Here is a 19,231-nt window from a genome sequence, read left to right as displayed (position 1 = left end):
GAACTAACTAAATCTAAACATTTATAATGCTTATAATCGGAATTGGCGGAGGAACAGGATGTGGAAAAACCACAGTTGTAAATACAATTCTAAAGGAACTTCCAGAAGGTGAAGTTGGTGTCATCTCTCAAGATTCTTATTACAAAGACACATCTCATTTAAGTTTTGAAGAACGTGTGAAAATTAATTTTGATCATCCTCGTTCTATTGATTTTGAGTTATTAGAAAAACACCTAAAAGATCTTAAGGAAGGTAAATCCATTGACCAACCTGTATATTCATTTGTTAAACACAACCGAACAGGAGATGTTATAGTAACGCAGCCAAGAAAAGTAATGATTGTTGAGGGCATTCTTATTTTATCTCATCCAGAAATAAGAGAATTGTTCGATATAAAAATCTTTGTACATGCAGACTCTGACGAAAGATTAATACGTCGCCTAAAAAGAGACATAACCGAACGTGGGCGCGATATCAACGAAGTTTTAACCAGATATCAAACCACCTTAAAACCAATGCATCAGCAGTTTATAGAACCAATGAAAGAGTATGCTGATTTAATAATCCCAAACAACAAATACAACACAGTAGCTGTAGATATCGTTAAAACTATTATAAACGAACGTTTATGATAAACTATTTTAAAAACATATTTATCATTGTACTCACTGTATTTATTATATGGATGTTATTTTTTGATGCGCATTCCTGGCTATTCCATCGTGAATTAAACAAAGAGATCGAAGAACTAGAATATCAAAAAGAGCATTACAAAAACGAAATCGCAAAAGACAATAAAGCTATAAAAGAACTAAGTACCGAAGAAGGTATTGAACGTGCGGCACGAGAGAATTACTATATGAAAAAAGCCGACGAAGACATCTTCATTATAGAGTACCAAGACAGTATAGCAAAACAAGATAACGATGAGTAAATCCTTATTTAATGATTTTGAAGCTGTTTCCTCAAAAGCTTGGAAACAAAAAATACAAGTAGACCTTAAAGGTGCTGATTATAACGACACCTTAATTTGGCACACCAACGAAGGTATAGATGTTAAACCGTTTTATCATTCTGATGAATTTGAAAGTTTACCAGAAACTTCTGCAAGTAAAGCTACACAATGGAAAATATCTCAGGTTATTGAAGTTAAAAACGCCAACGAAGCCAATGCTAAAGCTATTGATGCCATAGATAGAGGTGCTGAGAGCATTATTTTCAACATTACTTCAGACACAATTTCGATTGATGACTTACTTCAAAATATCGATTTAAAATCAATTCCAGTCGAAATAAAATGCGATTTTCTTTCAGAAGAGTTTTTAAACAAATTAAGTTCAAGCACCAATACATCCTTAGTAACCTTCCATACGGATATCATAGGACATCTTGCTAAAACAGGCAATTGGTATACAAACTTAAAAGATGATCACGAAAAATTTGATGCTATTGTAAAATCCTCAAATCAATTTTCGATTGATGCTGGTTTATACCAAAATGCAGGTGCCAATATCGTTCAGCAATTAGCTTACAGTTTAGCACATGCTAATGAATATTTAAATCATTTTGATGATCTCTCAGCAGAAGCAAAAGAAGCTATAGAAGTAACTTTTAACACAGCTGTTGGCTCAAGTTACTTCTTCGAGATTGCCAAACTCAGAGCACTTAGACAGTTATGGCAAACTCTGGCTTCAGAATATGGTTTTAATACCAACTGCAGAATTATAGCCTTACCTAGCAAGCGCAATAAAACTATTTACGATTACAACGTTAATATGCTACGCACCACAACAGAATGCATGAGTGCTGTATTAGGAGGCGCAAATGTTGTGGCCAACCTACCATATGACAGTTTGTATCACCACTCAAATGAATTTGGTGATCGTATTGCTCGCAATCAACTCTTAGTGCTTAAAAATGAAAGCTATTTCGATAAGGTTAATAATCCAGCTGATGGCGCTTATTATATTGAAAGTTTAACCGAACAATTAGCAGAAAAAGCTTTAGCTCTTTTTAAAGATATTGAAGCTAACGGAGGGTTCTTAAGTCAATTAAAAGAAGGCACAATCCAACGAAAAATAAAAGAAAGTGCTGATAAAGAACAAGCCGATTTTGATGCTGAAAAATTAATCCTTTTAGGAACAAATAAGCATCCAAATCCTGAAGATAAAATGAAAAATGATCTAGAAGTGAGTCCTTTTTTAAAGATTGAAAAACGAAAAGCGCTTATTGAACCAATAATTGAGAAAAGATTATCTGAAAATTTGGAAATCAATAGATTAAAAGAGGAATAGAACTCAATATAGACAAAATCTATAGTAGTTATTATTAATAAAAAACAAGGTTATGAGCAGAAAAAACCTTCAACATATAGAATTAAAATCTTCAGCAGAAAAAGAAAACACCTCAACAGATTTTCTAACCGCTGAAGACATTAAAGTAAAATCTAAGTATTCAAAAGAAGACCTAAAAGATTTAGAACACTTAAATTTTGTAGCTGGCATTGCTCCTAACCTTCGTGGTCCATACTCTACCATGTATGTTCGTAGACCTTGGACTATTAGACAATATGCAGGTTTTTCTACCGCAGAAGAAAGCAACGCCTTCTACAGAAGAAATTTAGCAGCAGGACAAAAAGGACTTTCTGTTGCTTTTGATTTAGCCACACACAGAGGTTACGACTCAGATCACGAACGTGTTGTTGGCGATGTTGGTAAAGCTGGTGTAGCTATAGATTCGGTTGAAGACATGAAAATTCTCTTCGATCAGATTCCATTAGATAAAATGTCGGTTTCTATGACTATGAATGGTGCTGTTCTGCCAATCATGGCATTCTATATAGTTGCCGCAGAAGAACAAGGAGTTAAACCAGAACAATTGGCAGGAACAATTCAAAATGATATTCTAAAAGAGTTTATGGTGCGTAACACATACATTTACCCACCAACTCCATCGATGAAAATCATTTCTGATATTTTTGAATATACAAGTCAAAATATGCCAAAATTCAACAGTATTAGTATTTCTGGTTACCATATGCAAGAAGCTGGTGCAACCTGCGATATTGAGTTGGCATATACTTTAGCTGATGGTTTAGAGTACATAAGAAAAGGATTAGAAGCAGGGATGGACATAGACACTTTTGCTCCGCGCTTATCATTCTTTTGGGCTATCGGCATGAATCATTTTATGGAGATCGCCAAAATGAGAGCTGCACGTATGCTTTGGGCAAAACTCGTGAAGCAGTTCAATCCAAAAAACTCAAAATCCTTAGCACTACGAACGCATTGCCAAACTTCGGGTTGGAGTTTAACTGAGCAAGATCCTTTTAACAATGTTGCCAGAACTTGTATCGAAGCTGCTGCTGCTGCTTTTGGTGGCACACAGAGTTTACACACCAATGCGCTTGATGAAGCTATTGCTTTACCAACAGATTTCTCAGCTCGTATTGCACGTAACACACAAATATATCTTCAACAAGAAACACATATTACCAAAACTGTAGACCCTTGGGCTGGTAGTTATTATGTTGAAAGTTTAACCAACGAGATTGCCGAAAAAGCATGGCAACTTATTGAAGAGGTTGAAGAATTAGGCGGAATGACAAAAGCCATTGAAGCCGGAATTCCAAAATTACGTATTGAAGAAGCGGCTGCACGCAAGCAAGCTCGTATTGACTCCGGACAAGATATTATTGTTGGAGTTAATAAATACCAATTGAAGGAAGAAGACCCACTTCATATTTTAGAAGTAGATAACCAAACGGTCAGAAACCAACAAATAGAACGTCTTAATCATATAAAAAGCACCAGAGACACTAAAGCGGTAACTGATGCTTTAGCTAAATTAACAGCTACTGCTAAATCTGGTGAAGAAAATTTATTAGCTTTAGCTGTAGATGCAGCAAGAAAACGCGCAACTTTAGGTGAAATCAGTGATGCTCTTGAAGCTGAATTTGGACGTTACAAAGCACAGATAAAATCATTTAGCGGAGTGTATAGCAAAGAAATAAAAGACGACGAAAGCTTTAAAAAAGCCAGAGAACTAGCAGACCAATTTGCAGAACAAGATGGTCGTAGACCTCGTATAATGATTGCAAAAATGGGACAAGATGGTCACGACAGAGGTGCTAAAGTAGTAGCCACTGGTTATGCTGACGTTGGTTTTGATGTGGATATTGGGCCATTATTTCAAACACCAAAAGAAGCTGCTAAGCAAGCGGTTGAAAATGATGTGCATATTTTAGGTGTATCTTCATTGGCCGCTGGACATAAAACTCTAGTTCCACAAGTTATCGAAGAGCTTAAAAACTATGGCAGAGAAGATATTATGGTTATTGTAGGTGGTGTTATCCCAAAACAAGATTACCAATACTTATTTGATGCTGGTGCAGTTGCAGTCTTTGGACCTGGAACTAAAATTAGTGATGCTGCGATTCAGATTTTAGAAATTTTGATTGATTAGTTTTTCAACAAGATTTCATGTTGCAATTAAGTAATGAAACATTTATTATTTCTAATACTAGTTCTAAAATTCTGCTATGTGTCTAGTCAAGAAGATTACTTAGTAATCGAGTACACGAAGTGTAATGAAAAATACATTGTGGAAAAAATAAAAGGGTTTGATGGCGAATTTGATATCGAAACTATTTCAAAAGAATACATAGAATATAAACTATCTCCTTTTTTTCATGCAGATGAACGCTACAGCTTAATTCACGAAGGAATAAATAAAGATTCTATTGAAATCAACTTTAACTACAATAAAGTCAACAAAGTAGAGCTAATAAATTTTGAAAATTCTGATATAAAATATTTAGATTTATCAATACCAGATTTATCTGTTTTTCCTGCTAGTGTTTTTAAAATTAAACATCTAGAAGAATTGGATTTAACTAATGACAGTTATGACAATTTACCTATTGGTATATCAAAATTAAAAAAACTCAAAAGGCTATCTTTTGGTCACACACCAATAAAAAAATTACCCAAAGACTTTAAAAAACTAAGAAAACTAGAATATTTAAATATAAATTTCTCTAGTATTGAAGACAAAGAAACTTTTTTTGAAACACTAGCTCTGCTTCCCAACCTTAAGAGTTTAGAATTGTGGTCTGTAGATTCGGAAACCAAACTTCCAGAATCCTTTTTAAAACTAAAAAGATTAAAACGATTTAGTCTAGTAGGCTCTGAATTTGATTTCACATTAGTTTATCAACTGAAAAATTTAGAAGAGTTAGACTTATCGCTTTCTTCATTTCAAGATTTTTCACCTGAAATAAAAAAACTAAAAAATCTTAAATGGTTATCTATAACCAACAGTCATTATCTTAAAAATTTACCATCAGAATTAGCCCTATTAAAAAAGCTGAAATACTTAAAGATAGATTATTTTGGCTCTGTAATTGGTTATGGATACAAGATTAAAACGAATGACACTTATAATCTTATTAGCAAGCTTGAAAACTTAGAAGATTTGCACTTGGGAGATTATTTTGAAGGTTTATATCCATTTTGGAAGAATCCTAAATTAAAGTATTTCCGATTTGATGAGAATTATACTTTCCCCAAACCTGAAGATCTTAAAAAAATCAAAAATAAAATAAATGTTGATTTGGGTTGGCAATGTGGAAAAATGAATAAAATAAACCCTAATATAATTTGCAATTATTAAACAAAAAGCCCTTCAAATGAAGGGCTTTTATTTATCATGATTTTATTTATTAATCATCAACTTTATCATCTTTCTTAATTTCATATTCTTTAAAATCTCCTCCATTTACAACAGACCATTCTTTCATTTCTTTAAAATAGGTTTTAATCGCCTTGTTAACATCTTCAACGGTTAGACTTTTCACCTTTTCTTCAATGTTTTTCTGAAACATCATATCTCTTTCATAATACAAGTTGTTATTAATTGTACTTGCCAATTCATTATCTTTTGCTCTAGATACACTTTGAGCTTGCACCCAACCTGCAACTGCATCATCAAGTTCTTGTTGTGTAATTCCGTCTTTAATAAAACGCGCTATCTCCTCTTCAAATCCTTTTTGAACTTTAGCTTCGTTCTCTGGCGCATAAATAGCATAAATGTACATTCCAGAATTTTTATCATTCTTATTGCTATCTACATTAACTCCACCTCCAGCTCCGTAGCTTACACCATCTTGCTGACGTAATCTCGTTGCTATACGAGAGTTTAAGAAACCACCACCAAATACAGATCCAGCTACTTGTAGTGCTGCATAATCTTCATCATATTGACTACACTCAAAGTTTAAGAATCCTAAAGTAAATGCATTCTTTTTGTCTGGAGTTTTTATTTGTTCGTTTGCAGGATTATTTGCTTTGTAAGGATCTTTAATTTCAGAATATGGTAAATCCGATTTAAAATCAGCGTACTCTTTTTCAAAATACTCTTTTAAAGCTGCTTCATCAATATTACCAATAGCTACTAAAGTTGCATTGTTTGAAATTCCGTAGAAATCATCATAATAGGCTTGCATTGACTCTACGGTAACATCATTGATAGCTGCTAATTCTTCTTCCATAGACATGTTGTACAACGGATGTCCTTTAGGATACGTTTGGTTAATTTCACCCAAACGTTTTTGCACTAAGTACTGTGGCTCTGTTTTATTACGTTCGATATTTGCAATATCTTGAGTTTTTAATTTATCTAATTCCTCTTGGCTAAATGCTGGTGTTTTTAACATTTCGGTCATTAAATCTAATGTTTCCATTAAATGATCTTTGGTAGAGGTTACATAAGCGTATGTTCTACCGTTACTTCCACTAAAATAAACACTAGATTTAAGTTCGCTTAACTTATCTTCAATATCTTGTCTAGACTTCGTTTTAGTACCTTTATTCAACATTCTTGCTGTATAATTTGCAACTCTGCCCTTATTCATTAAATCATCTACACCACCATTTCTAAACGTGAAATTGACGTTTACCGTTTCACCTCGATTATCTTTTTTAATGAATCCATATTCAATTCCAGTTTCACCAATCGTCCCTGAATCTAAACGCGCTTGAATATTAGCATAAGACACATCAAAAGCCTCACCTGTACTTAAAGCTTCTTTTCCTTTATAATTAGTCACTAAGTCTTCTAAACCTTCAGTATGAGGAATCTCTATACGCATTGGCTGCTTTGTTGGAATAAAATTACCAACCGTTCTGTTTGTTTTAATAAAATAGTTACTTAAAACTTCATTAACCTGCTCTAATGTTGCAGCTTCGACACGATCTCTATGAATAAACATCAACCTCCAATCGCCAGCACCTATAAACTCACTTGTATATGTTCCTAAGTATGAAGAGTTGCGCAACATCTGATCCATTTGTTTACCAAGATTAGCTTTAGCACGTTTTAATTCTTCTTCTGTAATTGGATTATCTCTTAAGCCATCAAAAATTGTTAATAAAGTTGCTTCAGCATCAGCCAATGACTTATCTGATGGTACATCTACATTAAAATACATAAAACCTGGCTCCTTTGTAAATGGTGAAAAACTCCAAATAGAAGATGCTTTATTACTCTCTACCAATGCCTTATACAAACGTCCTGATGGCTGATCTGTTAAAATATTTTCAACAAGCGCCAATGATGCATAATCTACATGAGAACCTGCAGGTGTGTGGAATAATGCAGAAACTAACTGTAAATCTCCTACTCTACTTAACTCTACTCTCTTCTCACCATCTTGTGCTGGCTCTATAGTTGGCACATCATTCAGAGCTGTTTCTGGATTTTTAATACCTCCAAATTTCTTTTCTATTAAGGCAAGCGTTTTATCAGTATCAAATTTTCCTGTTACCATCAAAACTGCATTATCAGGTCGGTAATATTTTTTATAGAATGCTTTTAGGTTTTCAATTGGCACACGCTCTATATCAGACTTGTTCCCAATCGTGGATTGTCCGTAATTGTGCCATAAAAATGCAGAGCTGATTACTTTTTGCATTAATACACTTGTTGGTGAGTTTTCACCAGATTCAAACTCATTTCTAACTACTGAAAATTCTGAATCCAAATCTTTTTTAGCGATATAAGAATTTACCATACGATCGGCTTCTAAATCTAAGGCCCAATCAAGGTTTTCGTCTGTAGCGTTAAAAGTTTCAAAATAATTAGTACGATCGTACCAAGTAGTACCATTAGGTCTTGCACCATGAGAGGTTAATTCTTTTGGGATGTCTGGATGATTAGGTGTGCCCTTAAACACCAAATGCTCTAATAAGTGAGCCATTCCTTTTTCACCATAACCCTCATGTCTCGATCCAACTTTGTAAGTTATATTGACTGTAATTGTTTGAGATGAATTGTCCGGAAACAACAACACTTTAAGTCCGTTGTCCATTTTGTACTCTGTGATGCCCTCTACCGAGGCTGTTTGCTCTGGCTGAGCTTCTACTATCATAGAAAATAGCAGAGCAATTGCCAACACTAATGTAGTGCGAAAATTAGTTTTCATGTTTTTGATTAATTTATTGGTTAGGCTAAAGTTAAATATTAAGATTCTAAAATTGTGTTAAAAAACTGACAATTAAAGCTTCACAATAATTTAACTCTAATTAAGCTGATTCAAAATATAACGTAAAAAAGTTTAAAAATATTACCTATAAATAAAAAGCTAAACTGTTAACAACTTCAATTTTCAAAACCCATAATAAATTGTATTTTTAAACCCTTAATAAACCAAATCATTTAATGGGTAAAATCATTGCAATTGCTAATCAAAAAGGTGGTGTCGGAAAAACGACAACCTCAGTAAATTTAGCAGCTTCTTTAGGTGCGCTAGAGAAGAAAGTCCTACTTATAGACGCAGATCCACAAGCTAATGCAAGTTCCGGATTAGGTATTGATGTTGACACTGTTGAACTTGGGTCATATCAGGTTTTAGAACATACCAAAACAGCTAAGGAAGCTATTATGGCATCTAACGCTCCTAACGTAGATGTTATTCCTGCACATATAGACCTAGTTGCGATTGAGATAGAACTTGTTGATAAAGATGAGCGTGAGTATATGCTTAAGCAAGCAATTTCAGATTTAAAATCTGAATATGACTATATTTTAATTGATTGTGCTCCATCATTAGGATTATTAACCTTAAATGCTTTAACTGCTTCGGATTCTGTAATTATCCCTATTCAATGCGAGTATTTTGCGCTTGAAGGTTTAGGAAAACTGTTAAATACTATTAAAAGTGTACAAAAAATACACAACCAAGCGTTAGACATTGAAGGTATGCTGCTTACTATGTTCGATTCGCGTTTGCGTTTATCGAATCAGGTTGTAGAAGAAGTTCAAAAACACTTCAGTGATATGGTATTTGAAACCATTATACAACGTAATGTTAAACTTGGTGAAGCACCTAGCTATGGTGAAAGTATTATTAACTACGACGTAAGTAGTAGAGGCGCTGCCAATTATTTGAATTTGGCAAAAGAGCTTATAAAGAAAAACGAATTGTAATGGCTAAGGCAACAAAAAAACAGGCTTTAGGACGTGGATTATCTGCTTTACTAAAAGATCCTGAAAATGATATAAAATCTGCAGAAGACAAAAATGCGGACAAAGTTGTTGGTAATATTGTTGAACTAGATATTGACAGTATTGAGGTTAACCCTTTCCAACCAAGAACTAATTTTAATGAAGAATCTCTAAGAGAATTAGCTTCATCAATAAGAGAGTTAGGCGTTATTCAACCTATTACGGTTAGAAAATTAGCATTTAACAAGTATCAGCTAGTTTCTGGAGAACGCCGTTTTAGAGCCTCTAAACTTATTGGCTTAGAAACAATTCCAGCATATATAAGAATTGCTAACGACCAAGAATCTTTAGAGATGGCTTTGGTCGAAAATATCCAAAGACAGGATTTAGACCCAATTGAAATTGCATTATCATACCAACGTTTAATTGATGAAATTAACCTTACACAGGAACAAATGAGTGAACGTGTGGGCAAAAAACGTTCTACTATTGCAAATTACTTAAGGTTGTTAAAACTAGACCCTATCATTCAAACCGGAATGCGAGATGGATTTATTTCTATGGGTCATGGTAGAGCAATGGTAAATATTGAAAGTCCAGTAGACCAACTTGAAGTTTATGAAAAAATCATCAGCAATAAACTCTCTGTAAGAGCTACAGAACAATTGGTAAAAAACCTCAACAATCAAGAAGAGGATACTAAGGAAGATAAAATTCCTACCGAAATTCCTAAATATGTAAAAAAGGGAATTAAAGATTTTTCAGATTACTTTGGCCACAAAATTGATGTGAAATTAGGTAAAAATGGTAGTGGCAGAATTACAATTCCTTTTCACTCTGAGGAAGATTTCAATAGAATTAAAAAACTAGTACAGCGTGCTAAATAAAAAGCTTTTCTTTGGCATTCTCTGCTTTATTTCTATATCATTTTCATTTGCCCAAAAAGAAAATGACAGTACCAGCATTGGTTTAGATAAAGAAACAGTTTTAATAGATAATGCATTTATAGAAAAAAAGGAAATAGATCCTTTAAGGCCTTCTAAAGCTGCATTCTACTCTGCTATTTTACCTGGAGCAGGACAATTTTACAACAAAAAATATTGGAAAATCCCAATCGTTTGGGGAGCTATAGGTACTGGAATATATTTTTACATTAGAAACGACAAACAGTTTGACCGTTATAGAGATGCTTATAAAAGACGATTAGCAGGTTTTACTGATGATGAATTTTCCGATGCTAACGGCAATCCGCTTATCTCTAATGATGGATTAATACGAGCACAACAACAGTTTAGGCGAAATAAAGAAGTTTCGCTCCTAGTTACCATTGGTTTGTATGCACTTAATATCATAGATGCCAATGTAGATGCACATTTACTTCAGTTTAATGTAGATGAAAATTTGAGTTTAAGTCCACATTATCAATACAACCAAATGGAAAACTCAGGCGATTTAGGCTTAACTCTTAACTTCAAATTCTAATGAATATAGCTTTACTCGGTTATGGCAGAATGGGAAAAAGCATTGAAGCGATTGCTTTAAACCGAAACCATAATATTACAATAAAAACAACAAGTTCTACAACAACTTTCGATTTTTCTGAAACCGATGTCGCTATTGATTTTAGTATACCTTCAACGGCAGTGAACAACATCAAAAGAGCTATAGATGCAGGTATTCCTGTTATATCCGGAACCACAGGTTGGTTAGAGCATTATGATGAAGTTTTGGAGTACTGCAAATCTAATAATGGTACGTTTTTATATGCATCTAATTTTAGTTTGGGTGTGAATATCTTTTTTGAAATTAATGCAAGGTTAAGTCAACTTATGGCTTCAGTTGAAGGTTATAGTACTGAAATTGAAGAAATTCATCACACGCAAAAGTTAGATGCACCAAGTGGAACCGCAATAACTTTAGCTGAGCAAATTATTGAAAATACAAATTACAAAGGCTGGACATTAGACAAACCGAACTCTGATGAGCTTCATATTGAAGCCAAACGCATACCCGAAGTTCCTGGCACTCACGAAATAATATATAATTCTGAAATAGATTCTATAAGTATTAAGCACACAGCGCACAGCAGGCATGGCTTCGCTTTAGGAGCTGTAATTGCTGCGGAATGGATAAAAGATAAAAAAGGCATCTTTAGCATGAAAGATGTGTTAAACATTGGTTAATTTGCCAATCAATTGAAACAAATTAAAATATTTTTCAACCTACTAGACTAAACATAACATCATGACTTGGACAGAGTGGTTTATTTTTTTACTGATATTACAAATTATTCATGGCTTAGGAACATGGAAACTTTATGTTAAAGCTGGCAGACAAGCTTGGGAAGCATTTGTACCTGTTTATAATGCAGTAATCTTAATGAAGATTATTTCGCGTCCTTGGTGGTGGGTAATTCTCATGTTTTTACCTATTGTAAATCTTATTATGATTCCTGCTGCTTGGGTAGAAACAGCGAGAGCTTTTGGCAAAGACAGTAAATTAGATGCTTTAATTTGTATTGTAACTCTCGGTTTTTATCTCTATTACTTAAACTACGTTGAAGATGTTAAATACATTGAAAACAGACAACTAAAACCAAAAACCTCTACAGGTGAATGGATTACTTCTATTCTATTCGCTATTGTTGCAGCAACCATTGTACACACATACTTTTTTCAACCGTTTGTTATACCATCATCATCTTTAGAGAAATCGTTGTTAGTTGGTGATTTTCTTATTGTGAGTAAGATACATTATGGTGCCAGAGCTCCAATGACTACTATCGCTGCACCAATGGTACATGATACTATTCCAAAATTAGGAACCAAATCATACTTATTTAGTGATAACTATGATGAAAGAAACACGTCTTGGAAAAACAAACTTCAACTACCCTATTTTAGATTACCTGGTTTTGAAAATGTAGAACGAAATGACATTGTTGTTTTTAACCAACCTGCGGATACGCTTTTGGATATGAACGATTTTAATCCAGATCGTAATTACTACAAGCCAATAGACAAAAAGACCAATCTGGTAAAACGCTGTGTGGCTACTCCTGGTGACACATTAGAAATAAGAGATGGTTATGTTTTTATAAACGGCAAACAAAATGTTTTACCACCAAGATCTCATTTACAGTTTTCGTATAAATTAACATTAAAAAAGCCTATAAGTTCAGCAAGTGAAGAACGTATGTTTTATAACATGCTAGATAAAGCTGATATTGATGATGGATTTAGATATAACCCACAAGATGGTTCATTCATAATTAATGCTGCATCAGATGAAGCAGTTAAAAAACTTAAAGTACAGCCTAACGTTGCAGATGTAGTTCGCGAGGTTCAAGAAAAAGGAATTTCTGGAAATGTATTTCCTAGAGATGCCTATCATAACGATTGGAATACCGATTATTTTGGTCCATTATGGATACCAAAAGCTGGAGAGACCATACAGTTAGACAAAACAAATATCGCCTTATATAAACGTGCTATTGGTGAGTACGAAGGCAACAAAGTGGTTACTCGTGGAGATGAGATTTTTATTAATGACCAACCTGCAACCTCATATACCTTTAAACAAGATTACTATTGGATGATGGGAGACAATAGAAACAATTCTATTGACAGTAGATATTGGGGATTTGTGCCTTATAATCATATTTTTGGCAAGCCTGTATTTATCTGGATGAGTATTGATGGTATAATGAATGGCGGTATTAAAAATTGGAAGTTCCGTTGGGACAGAATATTTACGACCGTAAGCGGTTCTGGTGAACGCACCTCTTACTTTATTCCATTTTTAGTTATTGTATTAGGTATTTTTGGGTTTAATAAATGGCGTAAGAAAAAGAAAGCTTCAGCATCTTAAATCCTAAATAAATGGATTGTCTTATACACCCAACATACTTCCCTAACATAGCACATTTTGTGGCTATGGTAAAGTCAGATTCGATATGTTTTGAGGTCTGCGACAATTACCAAAAACAATCGTATAGAAATCGTACAGAAATCTATGGTGCTAATGGTAAGTTAGCATTATCTGTTCCTGTTAGTTATTCTCAAAAAAATAGGCAATTATACAAAGATGTAAAAATTGCCAATGAAGACGATTGGCAATTACAACATTTAAAATCGTTGCAATCGGCTTACAGTATGTCTCCGTTTTTTGAGTTTTATATTGATGATTTAATGTCGCTTTTTGAAACTAAATTTGACTTCATCTTAGATTTAAATCTGAAGTGTTTTGAAATTCTTCAAGACAGTCTTCAATTAGAATTAAACGTTTCTGAAAGTACAGTCTTTGAAAAAGATGCTCTAAACAAAACAGACTTTAGACCTTTGGCAAAACGAAACTACCAAGCCAGCAACTTAGAATATTATACTCAGGTTTTTACTGAGAAACATGGTTTTATTCCTAATCTAAGCATTTTAGATTTGATCTTTAACGAAGGTCCTAATACAGAGTTATATCTTACTCGTCAAAGTTTAGACTAATGCTAAAGTTTACCATTCATTATGGATTACATTTTGGCCTGCCTTTAGCAATTGCACTAGTATTCTACAGAAAGCAATGGCTGAAAATGTACTTAATTATGTTATCGGCATTTGTGATAGATTTAGACCACTTATTTGCAAATCCTATTTTTGATTCTAATCGATGTAGTATTAATTTTCACCCACTTCATAGCTATTATGCTATCGCTGTGTATGTATTATTACTATTACCAAAAACAACTCGTGTATTTGCTATAGGGCTTTTGGCTCACATCGTTTCAGATGGTGTAGACTGCTTACTTATTTAAGTTTAAAGTAGCTTTTATTGGATAATGGTCTGAAAGATTAACATCGCTATAGGTCTTAAAGCCATTGACTTTAAAACGTTCATCTGCTAAAATAAAATCGATACGGAGCGGAAAAAATTTAATATCAAACGATTTACCAAAACCATTACCTGCCTCTTCAAATGTATCTACCAAGTCATCCCCTAAAATTTTCTTATAACTATAGGAATATGCAGTATTATTAAAATCGCCAGCTACGATGGTTTTATAAGGATTTTTAGATTTATGCTTTAGAAACTTTTCTACTTGAGATTGTTGCTTTTGAAAAGCCCATTTAACACGTTTTACAAACACATCTCTTGAATACTGACTGTTTATATAATCTATCTCGGTATTAATCTTTGCAGATTGTAAGTGTACATTATAAACTCTAATGGTATCCTTTCCCTTAACTACATCTACAAAAACAGCATTGTTATTGGTATCTTCAAACTCTAAAGAACCAGAATTTATAATAGGAAGTTTGGTAAAAATAGTATGTCCGCCTTTTACATCTTTAGTATAACGGCCATTGTAACTGGTATAACCCTCTAGCGTTATTGGAGTTCCTCTTGTATACTCTTGTATGCAGATAATATCTGGAGATTCCTTTATAAATAAATCTACAATATCTTCTCGTGTTGTTTTATTGGGTTTCCAGTTATACTTATTAAACAACCTTACATTAAAAGACATTACAGATAGATTGCCTGGTTCTTCTATTTTTTTTGAAGATGAAAATTTGTACAATGCTCCTAAATAACTCCATCCTAAAAGTAATACCACAAGCGACAACAGCATTTGCTTTTTGACCTGAAGCAACCAATAGATAAAAAATATAATATTTAATGAAATTAATAATGGCACACCTAAACTCAGAACCGATAAAGTAGCAAAACTTTTAGGCGGTACGTAAGGTAATAAATAAGAAATGAGCAATAAGAATGCTGCCAGTGAATTGACAACGAAGATAATCTTATTAAAAAAGCTCAATTTTTTCATATTCTTTAGCCTTAAAAGTAATAACCTTTAGTTCTTTCCAGCTTTGAACAAAAATTCCTTTTCTTCTGCTGTTAGACTTTCATAGCCGCTTTTACTTATCTTATCTAAAATCAGGTCTATCTTCTTCTGATCGTTATAGGTATGAAACTCTTCTTTGGTTTTACCTGCGTAAGACTTCTTTTTTGAGGATCTATGTACTGTTTTTAAATTAGATTTAGGTTTAAACCAACTTACAATCGAGTCCATCATTCGCTCAAAACCAAGTCCTATATCCTTTCCTTTTACTAACTGTGTGGCATAAAAATAACCTAAAATATAACCTCCTATATGAGCTACATAACCTCCTTGGTTAACTCCAGACATTAATCTAAAAACATCCATAACCACAAAGAAAATGGCAATATGTATCCACTTTACATTGAACGTGTTAAACAATCTAATTTCTGACTTAGGCATGTAAATAGCTATAAACATTAGCAATGCACTAACACCTGCCGATGCACCGACCATGATACTATTTTTAGGGCCGAAAAAATCAAAGTGAATTACATTAAAAACAGCCAAATAAGCCAGACCTCCAGCAATGATACCTAATAGATAAATATTTAAAACCATTTTGGTTCTAAACAAATTAGATGCTGCTCTAGACAAATAGAACAAAAACAACATGTTGAATAATAAGTGAAAAGGTCCATTGTGTAGAAAACCATAAGATATCAAAGACCAAGGTTGCAAAATAAAGCTCCCAAAAAGAGATGGCAGCTTAAAATATTCAACAACACCTAGTTTTAAAAGATTTGTCAATATAGCATCTACTATAAATACAATGATGTTTATGGTTATTATTTTACCAAAAACATCAAGGTTTTTATAACGATATTTTAAATCCTCAATAGTGCTCATTCTTAATTCCAACGGTATTTATCACGTTCATTTTTCTTCCAGAAATACATTAGTAAAAAACCTGTAAGAGCACCTCCAACGTGAGCCATGTATGCTGTATTACTTGGACTGAATATAGATTGACCTGTTAATCCTGAAAAAAGATCTAAGGCAATTATAGCAGGTATGAAGTACTTAGCCTTAATAGGTATTGGCAAGAAAATCAACATCAACTTAGAATTTGGAAACAACATCCCAAATGCTACCAGAACACCCATTATTGCACCAGAAGCTCCGACCATAGTTGAATTAAAAGCACTTAAAAATCCTTGAAAATTATCACCCAAAGCAGGTATCCATCTCTTATCATACTGACCTTCACTAAGTACATTCATAATATCTGTTTGAGAAAAACCAGACTCTAATAACGCTTGTAAACCTGTATTAAATTGAAAGTACAAAAATGCAACTTGAATAATCGCAGCACCAAAACCTGAAAGCAGATAAAAAATAATAAATTTTTGCATTCCAAAAACCTGCTCTACTGCTGTACCAAACATCCAAAGCGCAAACATATTAAATAAAATATGTGTAAAATTACCATGCATAAACATATGCGTTAACACCTGCCATGGTTCAAACATTGGGTTTTTAGGAAAATATAAAGCAAACCATTGATAAAAGGACTGTCCATTACCAATAACCATAGTACCAATAAACATTAGCACATTAATAATCAATAAATGCTTTACAGCATCTGTTATTCCTTGTCTCATACTACATAAATTTCTTTTCAATGTCGTCGGTAGACATTGTTATAAACGTTGGTCTGTTGGTTGGTGACACATTTGGTTCTTTACAAGCAAATAAACTATTCACCAAATGTTCTTGTTCAGTATTATTAAGTGTTTGTCCGTTTTTAATTGCTAAACTCTTAGCCATAGACTTAGCTAATAAATCTGCAGCACTAAAGTTAGCATCTGGCACATCATTCTCAACATCACTAATAAGTTGCTCTAAAATTATAGAGACTTCACTTTCTGGCACTCCAACAGGAACTCCAGTAATTGTTATTGTTTCTTCTTTAACGTCGGAAAACACAAATCCTGTATGTTCCAAATCTTCTTGTAACCCTGAAATGATATTCACTTCATTGGGAGTAAAACTCAACTGCAGTGGAAATAACAGTTGTTGACTTGTAGCTTCTTTAATAGTAATATGCTTTAAAAAACCTTCGTACAACACACGTTGGTGCGCTCTATTTTGGTCTATAATAAGCATACCAGATTTTAGCGTACTTACAATATATTTTTGTTGAAGTTGAAATGTAGTTTTACTCGTTTCTACAGAAGCATCACTAAAAATTGTTTCAGTTTTAACTTCTTTTTCAAAACTTACGCTAGCATCATCTCCTTGACTTCCGTTGCCCTTAGATTCTAAGCCTACATATAAACTCTCCCAGTTTGCTGCTGGTGCAGACTTAAAACTCGTTCTGGTAGAAGTAGATTTAGAAGACATGCTACGTGAAGTATTTCCTTCATCTGCAAATGGATTAAAACTTCGGTCTACCTCTATCGTTGGAGCTTTACCTGCTTTATCTTTGTAGCTGTAAGGTGTATCAAAGCTACTTTGTTGTTCAAAATCTAGAACTGGTGCTATATTAAATTGCCCTAAACTATGCTTTACAGCTGATCTTAAAATAGCGTAAAGCGTATGCTCATCATCAAACTTAATTTCGGTTTTTGTAGGATGAATATTAATATCTATAGTTTTTGGATCTACTGTAAGATTCAAAAAATAACTAGCGTGGTATCCATCTTTTAATAAACCTTCAAATGCTGCACTTATAGCATGATTTAGATACGGACTTTTTATAAACCGTTGGTTTACAAAAAAGAACTGCTCTGATCGTGTTTTCTTAGAATACTCTGGCTTACCTACAAATCCTGAAATCTTCAAAACCTCTGTATCTTCTTCAACAGGCACTAATCTTTCATTGGTTTTGTTACCAAAAATATGAACAACACGTTGCCTGTAATTTTCATTCGGAATATTAAAAAGCTCGCTTCCATTGTGGTAAAAAGCAAACGCAATATTAGGATGTGCCAAAGCTACACGATGAAACTCATCTGTTATATGTCTTAACTCTACTGTATCAGATTTTAAAAAGTTTCGTCTTGCAGGAATATTAAAAAACAAGTTTTTTACAGCAACAGAAGTTCCTGTTGGAGTTACTGTAACCTCTTGAGATTTTACTGTACTGCCTTCTATCTCTATGGCTGTGCCCAATTCATCATTTGGTCGTTTGGTTTTTAGCTCTACATGTGCAATAGCCGCAATACTTGCTAAAGCTTCACCTCTGAATCCTTTGGTATTAAGCTGAAATAAATCTTCAGCAGATTTTATTTTTGATGTGGCATGACGCTCAAAGCTTAAACGTGCATCAGTAACACTCATGCCTTTGCCATTATCTATAACTTGCACTAGTGTTTTACCAGCATCTTTTACAATAAGTTTTATGTCGTCTGCACCAGCATCAATTGCATTTTCTAAAAGCTCTTTAACTACAGAAGCAGGACGTTGTACCACTTCACCAGCTGCAATTTGGTTGGCAACATGGTCTGGTAAAAGTTGAATGATATCTGTCATTAGCTTTGGGAAGAAAAAATAGATAAATCAAAACCAAATAAAAACAAAAACAACAGAATTAAAATACCTGCAATGATGAAGACACGCTTGTTTACGTTTTCGTCTCTATTATTTTTATATTCATCCATTGCTGCGTTCCATTTCCCTTTAATTCCTTTTGGCGGATTTATGGTTTTACGATAGTCATCAAACTTATGTTTTAATTCATAAGGATTGCCATCACCTTTATAATAACGTGGTTTATAATTGTACTTTTTATTTTTTTTCAATTTCATTAATCCCATAATATCCTTATTTAATATATCCTTCTAGGACATACATTAAAACAAAAAGCGCTATGAGCATTATGATTAAAGCTGGTAAGGAAAATAA

18 protein-coding genes are annotated in these 19,231 nt (G+C 33.5%); 12 read left to right on the top strand and 6 right to left on the bottom strand.

The window, feature by feature from the left end; translation table 11 throughout:
* Positions 1-26: 26 nt before the first annotated feature.
* Genes udk through MST30_RS10345 form a run of 5 tightly spaced genes read left to right on the top strand, consistent with a single transcriptional unit; the run spans position 27 to position 5,673 of the window.
* Positions 27-632, top strand: coding sequence for a uridine kinase (gene udk, locus MST30_RS10365; RefSeq protein WP_243471339.1), 606 nt, complete (start codon positions 27-29; stop codon positions 630-632).
* Complete coding sequence (locus MST30_RS10360) at positions 629-934, top strand: FtsB family cell division protein (RefSeq protein ID WP_243471338.1); 306 nt, start codon at positions 629-631, stop codon at positions 932-934. The genes udk and MST30_RS10360 overlap by 4 nt, the downstream gene beginning before the upstream one ends.
* Positions 927-2,294, top strand: a complete 1,368-nt coding sequence (locus tag MST30_RS10355; RefSeq protein WP_243471337.1) for a methylmalonyl-CoA mutase subunit beta — start codon at positions 927-929, stop codon at positions 2,292-2,294. Before MST30_RS10360 ends, MST30_RS10355 begins: the two co-directional genes overlap by 8 nt.
* A 52-nt stretch (positions 2,295-2,346) precedes the next feature.
* Entirely contained in the window at positions 2,347-4,464 is a 2,118-nt protein-coding gene (gene scpA / locus MST30_RS10350; protein ID WP_243471336.1) for a methylmalonyl-CoA mutase, read from the top strand.
* 33 nt (positions 4,465-4,497) lie between these two features.
* Entirely contained in the window at positions 4,498-5,673 is a 1,176-nt protein-coding gene (locus MST30_RS10345) for a leucine-rich repeat domain-containing protein (RefSeq protein ID WP_243471335.1), read from the top strand.
* 49 nt (positions 5,674-5,722) lie between these two features.
* On the opposite strand, the gene MST30_RS10340 is transcribed toward MST30_RS10345, so the two are convergent.
* On the bottom strand, positions 5,723-8,482 hold the full coding sequence (locus MST30_RS10340; RefSeq protein WP_243471334.1) for a M16 family metallopeptidase: 2,760 nt from the start codon (positions 8,480-8,482) through the stop codon (positions 5,723-5,725).
* A 236-nt stretch (positions 8,483-8,718) separates the two neighbouring features.
* On the opposite strand from MST30_RS10340, the gene MST30_RS10335 reads away from it, so the two are divergent.
* From MST30_RS10335 to MST30_RS10305, 7 genes are all read left to right on the top strand, one after another.
* Positions 8,719-9,486, top strand: coding sequence for a ParA family protein (locus MST30_RS10335; protein ID WP_243471333.1), 768 nt, complete (start codon positions 8,719-8,721; stop codon positions 9,484-9,486).
* Positions 9,486-10,391 carry a ParB/RepB/Spo0J family partition protein gene (locus tag MST30_RS10330; RefSeq protein WP_243471332.1) on the top strand — a complete coding sequence of 302 codons (906 nt, stop codon included), beginning with the start codon at positions 9,486-9,488 and terminating at the stop codon, positions 10,389-10,391. Before MST30_RS10335 ends, MST30_RS10330 begins: the two co-directional genes overlap by 1 nt.
* On the top strand, positions 10,381-10,986 hold the full coding sequence (locus MST30_RS10325; protein WP_243471331.1) for a DUF5683 domain-containing protein: 606 nt from the start codon (positions 10,381-10,383) through the stop codon (positions 10,984-10,986). The genes MST30_RS10330 and MST30_RS10325 overlap by 11 nt, the downstream gene beginning before the upstream one ends.
* Complete coding sequence (gene dapB, locus MST30_RS10320) at positions 10,986-11,687, top strand: 4-hydroxy-tetrahydrodipicolinate reductase (RefSeq protein ID WP_243471330.1); 702 nt, start codon at positions 10,986-10,988, stop codon at positions 11,685-11,687. Before MST30_RS10325 ends, dapB begins: the two co-directional genes overlap by 1 nt.
* A 61-nt stretch (positions 11,688-11,748) precedes the next feature.
* The gene (gene lepB, locus MST30_RS10315) at positions 11,749-13,374 is read left to right on the top strand and encodes a signal peptidase I (protein WP_243471329.1); all 1,626 of its coding nucleotides are present in this window, start codon (positions 11,749-11,751) and stop codon (positions 13,372-13,374) included.
* A gap of 11 nt (positions 13,375-13,385) precedes the next feature.
* Positions 13,386-14,000 (top strand): WbqC family protein, encoded by a 615-nt coding sequence (locus tag MST30_RS10310; RefSeq protein WP_243471328.1) that lies wholly within the window; start codon positions 13,386-13,388, stop codon positions 13,998-14,000.
* On the top strand, positions 14,000-14,308 hold the full coding sequence (locus MST30_RS10305) for a DUF6122 family protein (RefSeq protein ID WP_243471327.1): 309 nt from the start codon (positions 14,000-14,002) through the stop codon (positions 14,306-14,308). The genes MST30_RS10310 and MST30_RS10305 overlap by 1 nt, the downstream gene beginning before the upstream one ends.
* Here MST30_RS10305 and MST30_RS10300 read toward each other — a convergent pair.
* The 5 genes from MST30_RS10300 to MST30_RS10280 are packed head-to-tail and all read right to left on the bottom strand — an operon-like array spanning position 14,297 to position 19,134.
* Positions 14,297-15,328, bottom strand: a complete 1,032-nt coding sequence (locus MST30_RS10300) for an endonuclease/exonuclease/phosphatase family protein (RefSeq protein WP_243471326.1) — start codon at positions 15,326-15,328, stop codon at positions 14,297-14,299. The genes MST30_RS10305 and MST30_RS10300 overlap by 12 nt on opposite strands.
* Before the next feature lie 27 nt (positions 15,329-15,355).
* Positions 15,356-16,231 carry a rhomboid family protein gene (locus MST30_RS10295; RefSeq protein WP_243471325.1) on the bottom strand — a complete coding sequence of 292 codons (876 nt, stop codon included), beginning with the start codon at positions 16,229-16,231 and terminating at the stop codon, positions 15,356-15,358.
* Between the two features lie 2 nt (positions 16,232-16,233).
* The gene (locus MST30_RS10290; protein WP_243471324.1) at positions 16,234-16,986 is read right to left on the bottom strand and encodes a rhomboid family intramembrane serine protease; all 753 of its coding nucleotides are present in this window, start codon (positions 16,984-16,986) and stop codon (positions 16,234-16,236) included.
* A gap of 1 nt (position 16,987) precedes the next feature.
* Positions 16,988-18,859, bottom strand: a complete 1,872-nt coding sequence (mutL, locus tag MST30_RS10285; protein WP_243471323.1) for a DNA mismatch repair endonuclease MutL — start codon at positions 18,857-18,859, stop codon at positions 16,988-16,990.
* The gene (locus tag MST30_RS10280; protein ID WP_346346966.1) at positions 18,859-19,134 is read right to left on the bottom strand and encodes a riboflavin synthase subunit beta; all 276 of its coding nucleotides are present in this window, start codon (positions 19,132-19,134) and stop codon (positions 18,859-18,861) included. Before MST30_RS10280 ends, mutL begins: the two co-directional genes overlap by 1 nt.
* Positions 19,135-19,231 lie beyond the last annotated feature (97 nt).

The organism is Winogradskyella sp. MH6 (genome assembly GCF_022810765.1).
In the GTDB taxonomy this organism is placed as follows: Bacteria; Bacteroidota; Bacteroidia; order Flavobacteriales; family Flavobacteriaceae; genus Winogradskyella.
The sequence above is the reverse complement of the archived record's forward strand: the minus strand, read 5'-3'. Positions and strand labels throughout refer to the sequence as shown.

Bases quoted from the DNA above. Each gene is read 5' to 3' on its own strand.
- udk (WP_243471339.1), top strand. From the start codon at position 27: ATGCTTATAATCGGAATTGGCGGAGGAACAGGATGTGGAAAAACCACA.
- MST30_RS10360 (WP_243471338.1), top strand. From the start codon at position 629: ATGATAAACTATTTTAAAAACATATTTATCATTGTACTCACTGTATTT.
- MST30_RS10355 (WP_243471337.1), top strand. From the start codon at position 927: ATGAGTAAATCCTTATTTAATGATTTTGAAGCTGTTTCCTCAAAAGCT.
- scpA (WP_243471336.1), top strand. From the start codon at position 2,347: ATGAGCAGAAAAAACCTTCAACATATAGAATTAAAATCTTCAGCAGAA.
- MST30_RS10345 (WP_243471335.1), top strand. From the start codon at position 4,498: ATGAAACATTTATTATTTCTAATACTAGTTCTAAAATTCTGCTATGTG.
- MST30_RS10340 (WP_243471334.1), bottom strand. From the start codon at position 8,482: ATGAAAACTAATTTTCGCACTACATTAGTGTTGGCAATTGCTCTGCTA.
- MST30_RS10335 (WP_243471333.1), top strand. From the start codon at position 8,719: ATGGGTAAAATCATTGCAATTGCTAATCAAAAAGGTGGTGTCGGAAAA.
- MST30_RS10330 (WP_243471332.1), top strand. From the start codon at position 9,486: ATGGCTAAGGCAACAAAAAAACAGGCTTTAGGACGTGGATTATCTGCT.
- dapB (WP_243471330.1), top strand. From the start codon at position 10,986: ATGAATATAGCTTTACTCGGTTATGGCAGAATGGGAAAAAGCATTGAA.
- lepB (WP_243471329.1), top strand. From the start codon at position 11,749: ATGACTTGGACAGAGTGGTTTATTTTTTTACTGATATTACAAATTATT.
- MST30_RS10310 (WP_243471328.1), top strand. From the start codon at position 13,386: ATGGATTGTCTTATACACCCAACATACTTCCCTAACATAGCACATTTT.
- MST30_RS10305 (WP_243471327.1), top strand. From the start codon at position 14,000: ATGCTAAAGTTTACCATTCATTATGGATTACATTTTGGCCTGCCTTTA.
- MST30_RS10300 (WP_243471326.1), bottom strand. From the start codon at position 15,328: ATGAAAAAATTGAGCTTTTTTAATAAGATTATCTTCGTTGTCAATTCA.
- MST30_RS10295 (WP_243471325.1), bottom strand. From the start codon at position 16,231: ATGAGCACTATTGAGGATTTAAAATATCGTTATAAAAACCTTGATGTT.
- MST30_RS10290 (WP_243471324.1), bottom strand. From the start codon at position 16,986: ATGAGACAAGGAATAACAGATGCTGTAAAGCATTTATTGATTATTAAT.
- mutL (WP_243471323.1), bottom strand. From the start codon at position 18,859: ATGACAGATATCATTCAACTTTTACCAGACCATGTTGCCAACCAAATT.
- MST30_RS10280 (WP_346346966.1), bottom strand. From the start codon at position 19,134: ATGAAATTGAAAAAAAATAAAAAGTACAATTATAAACCACGTTATTAT.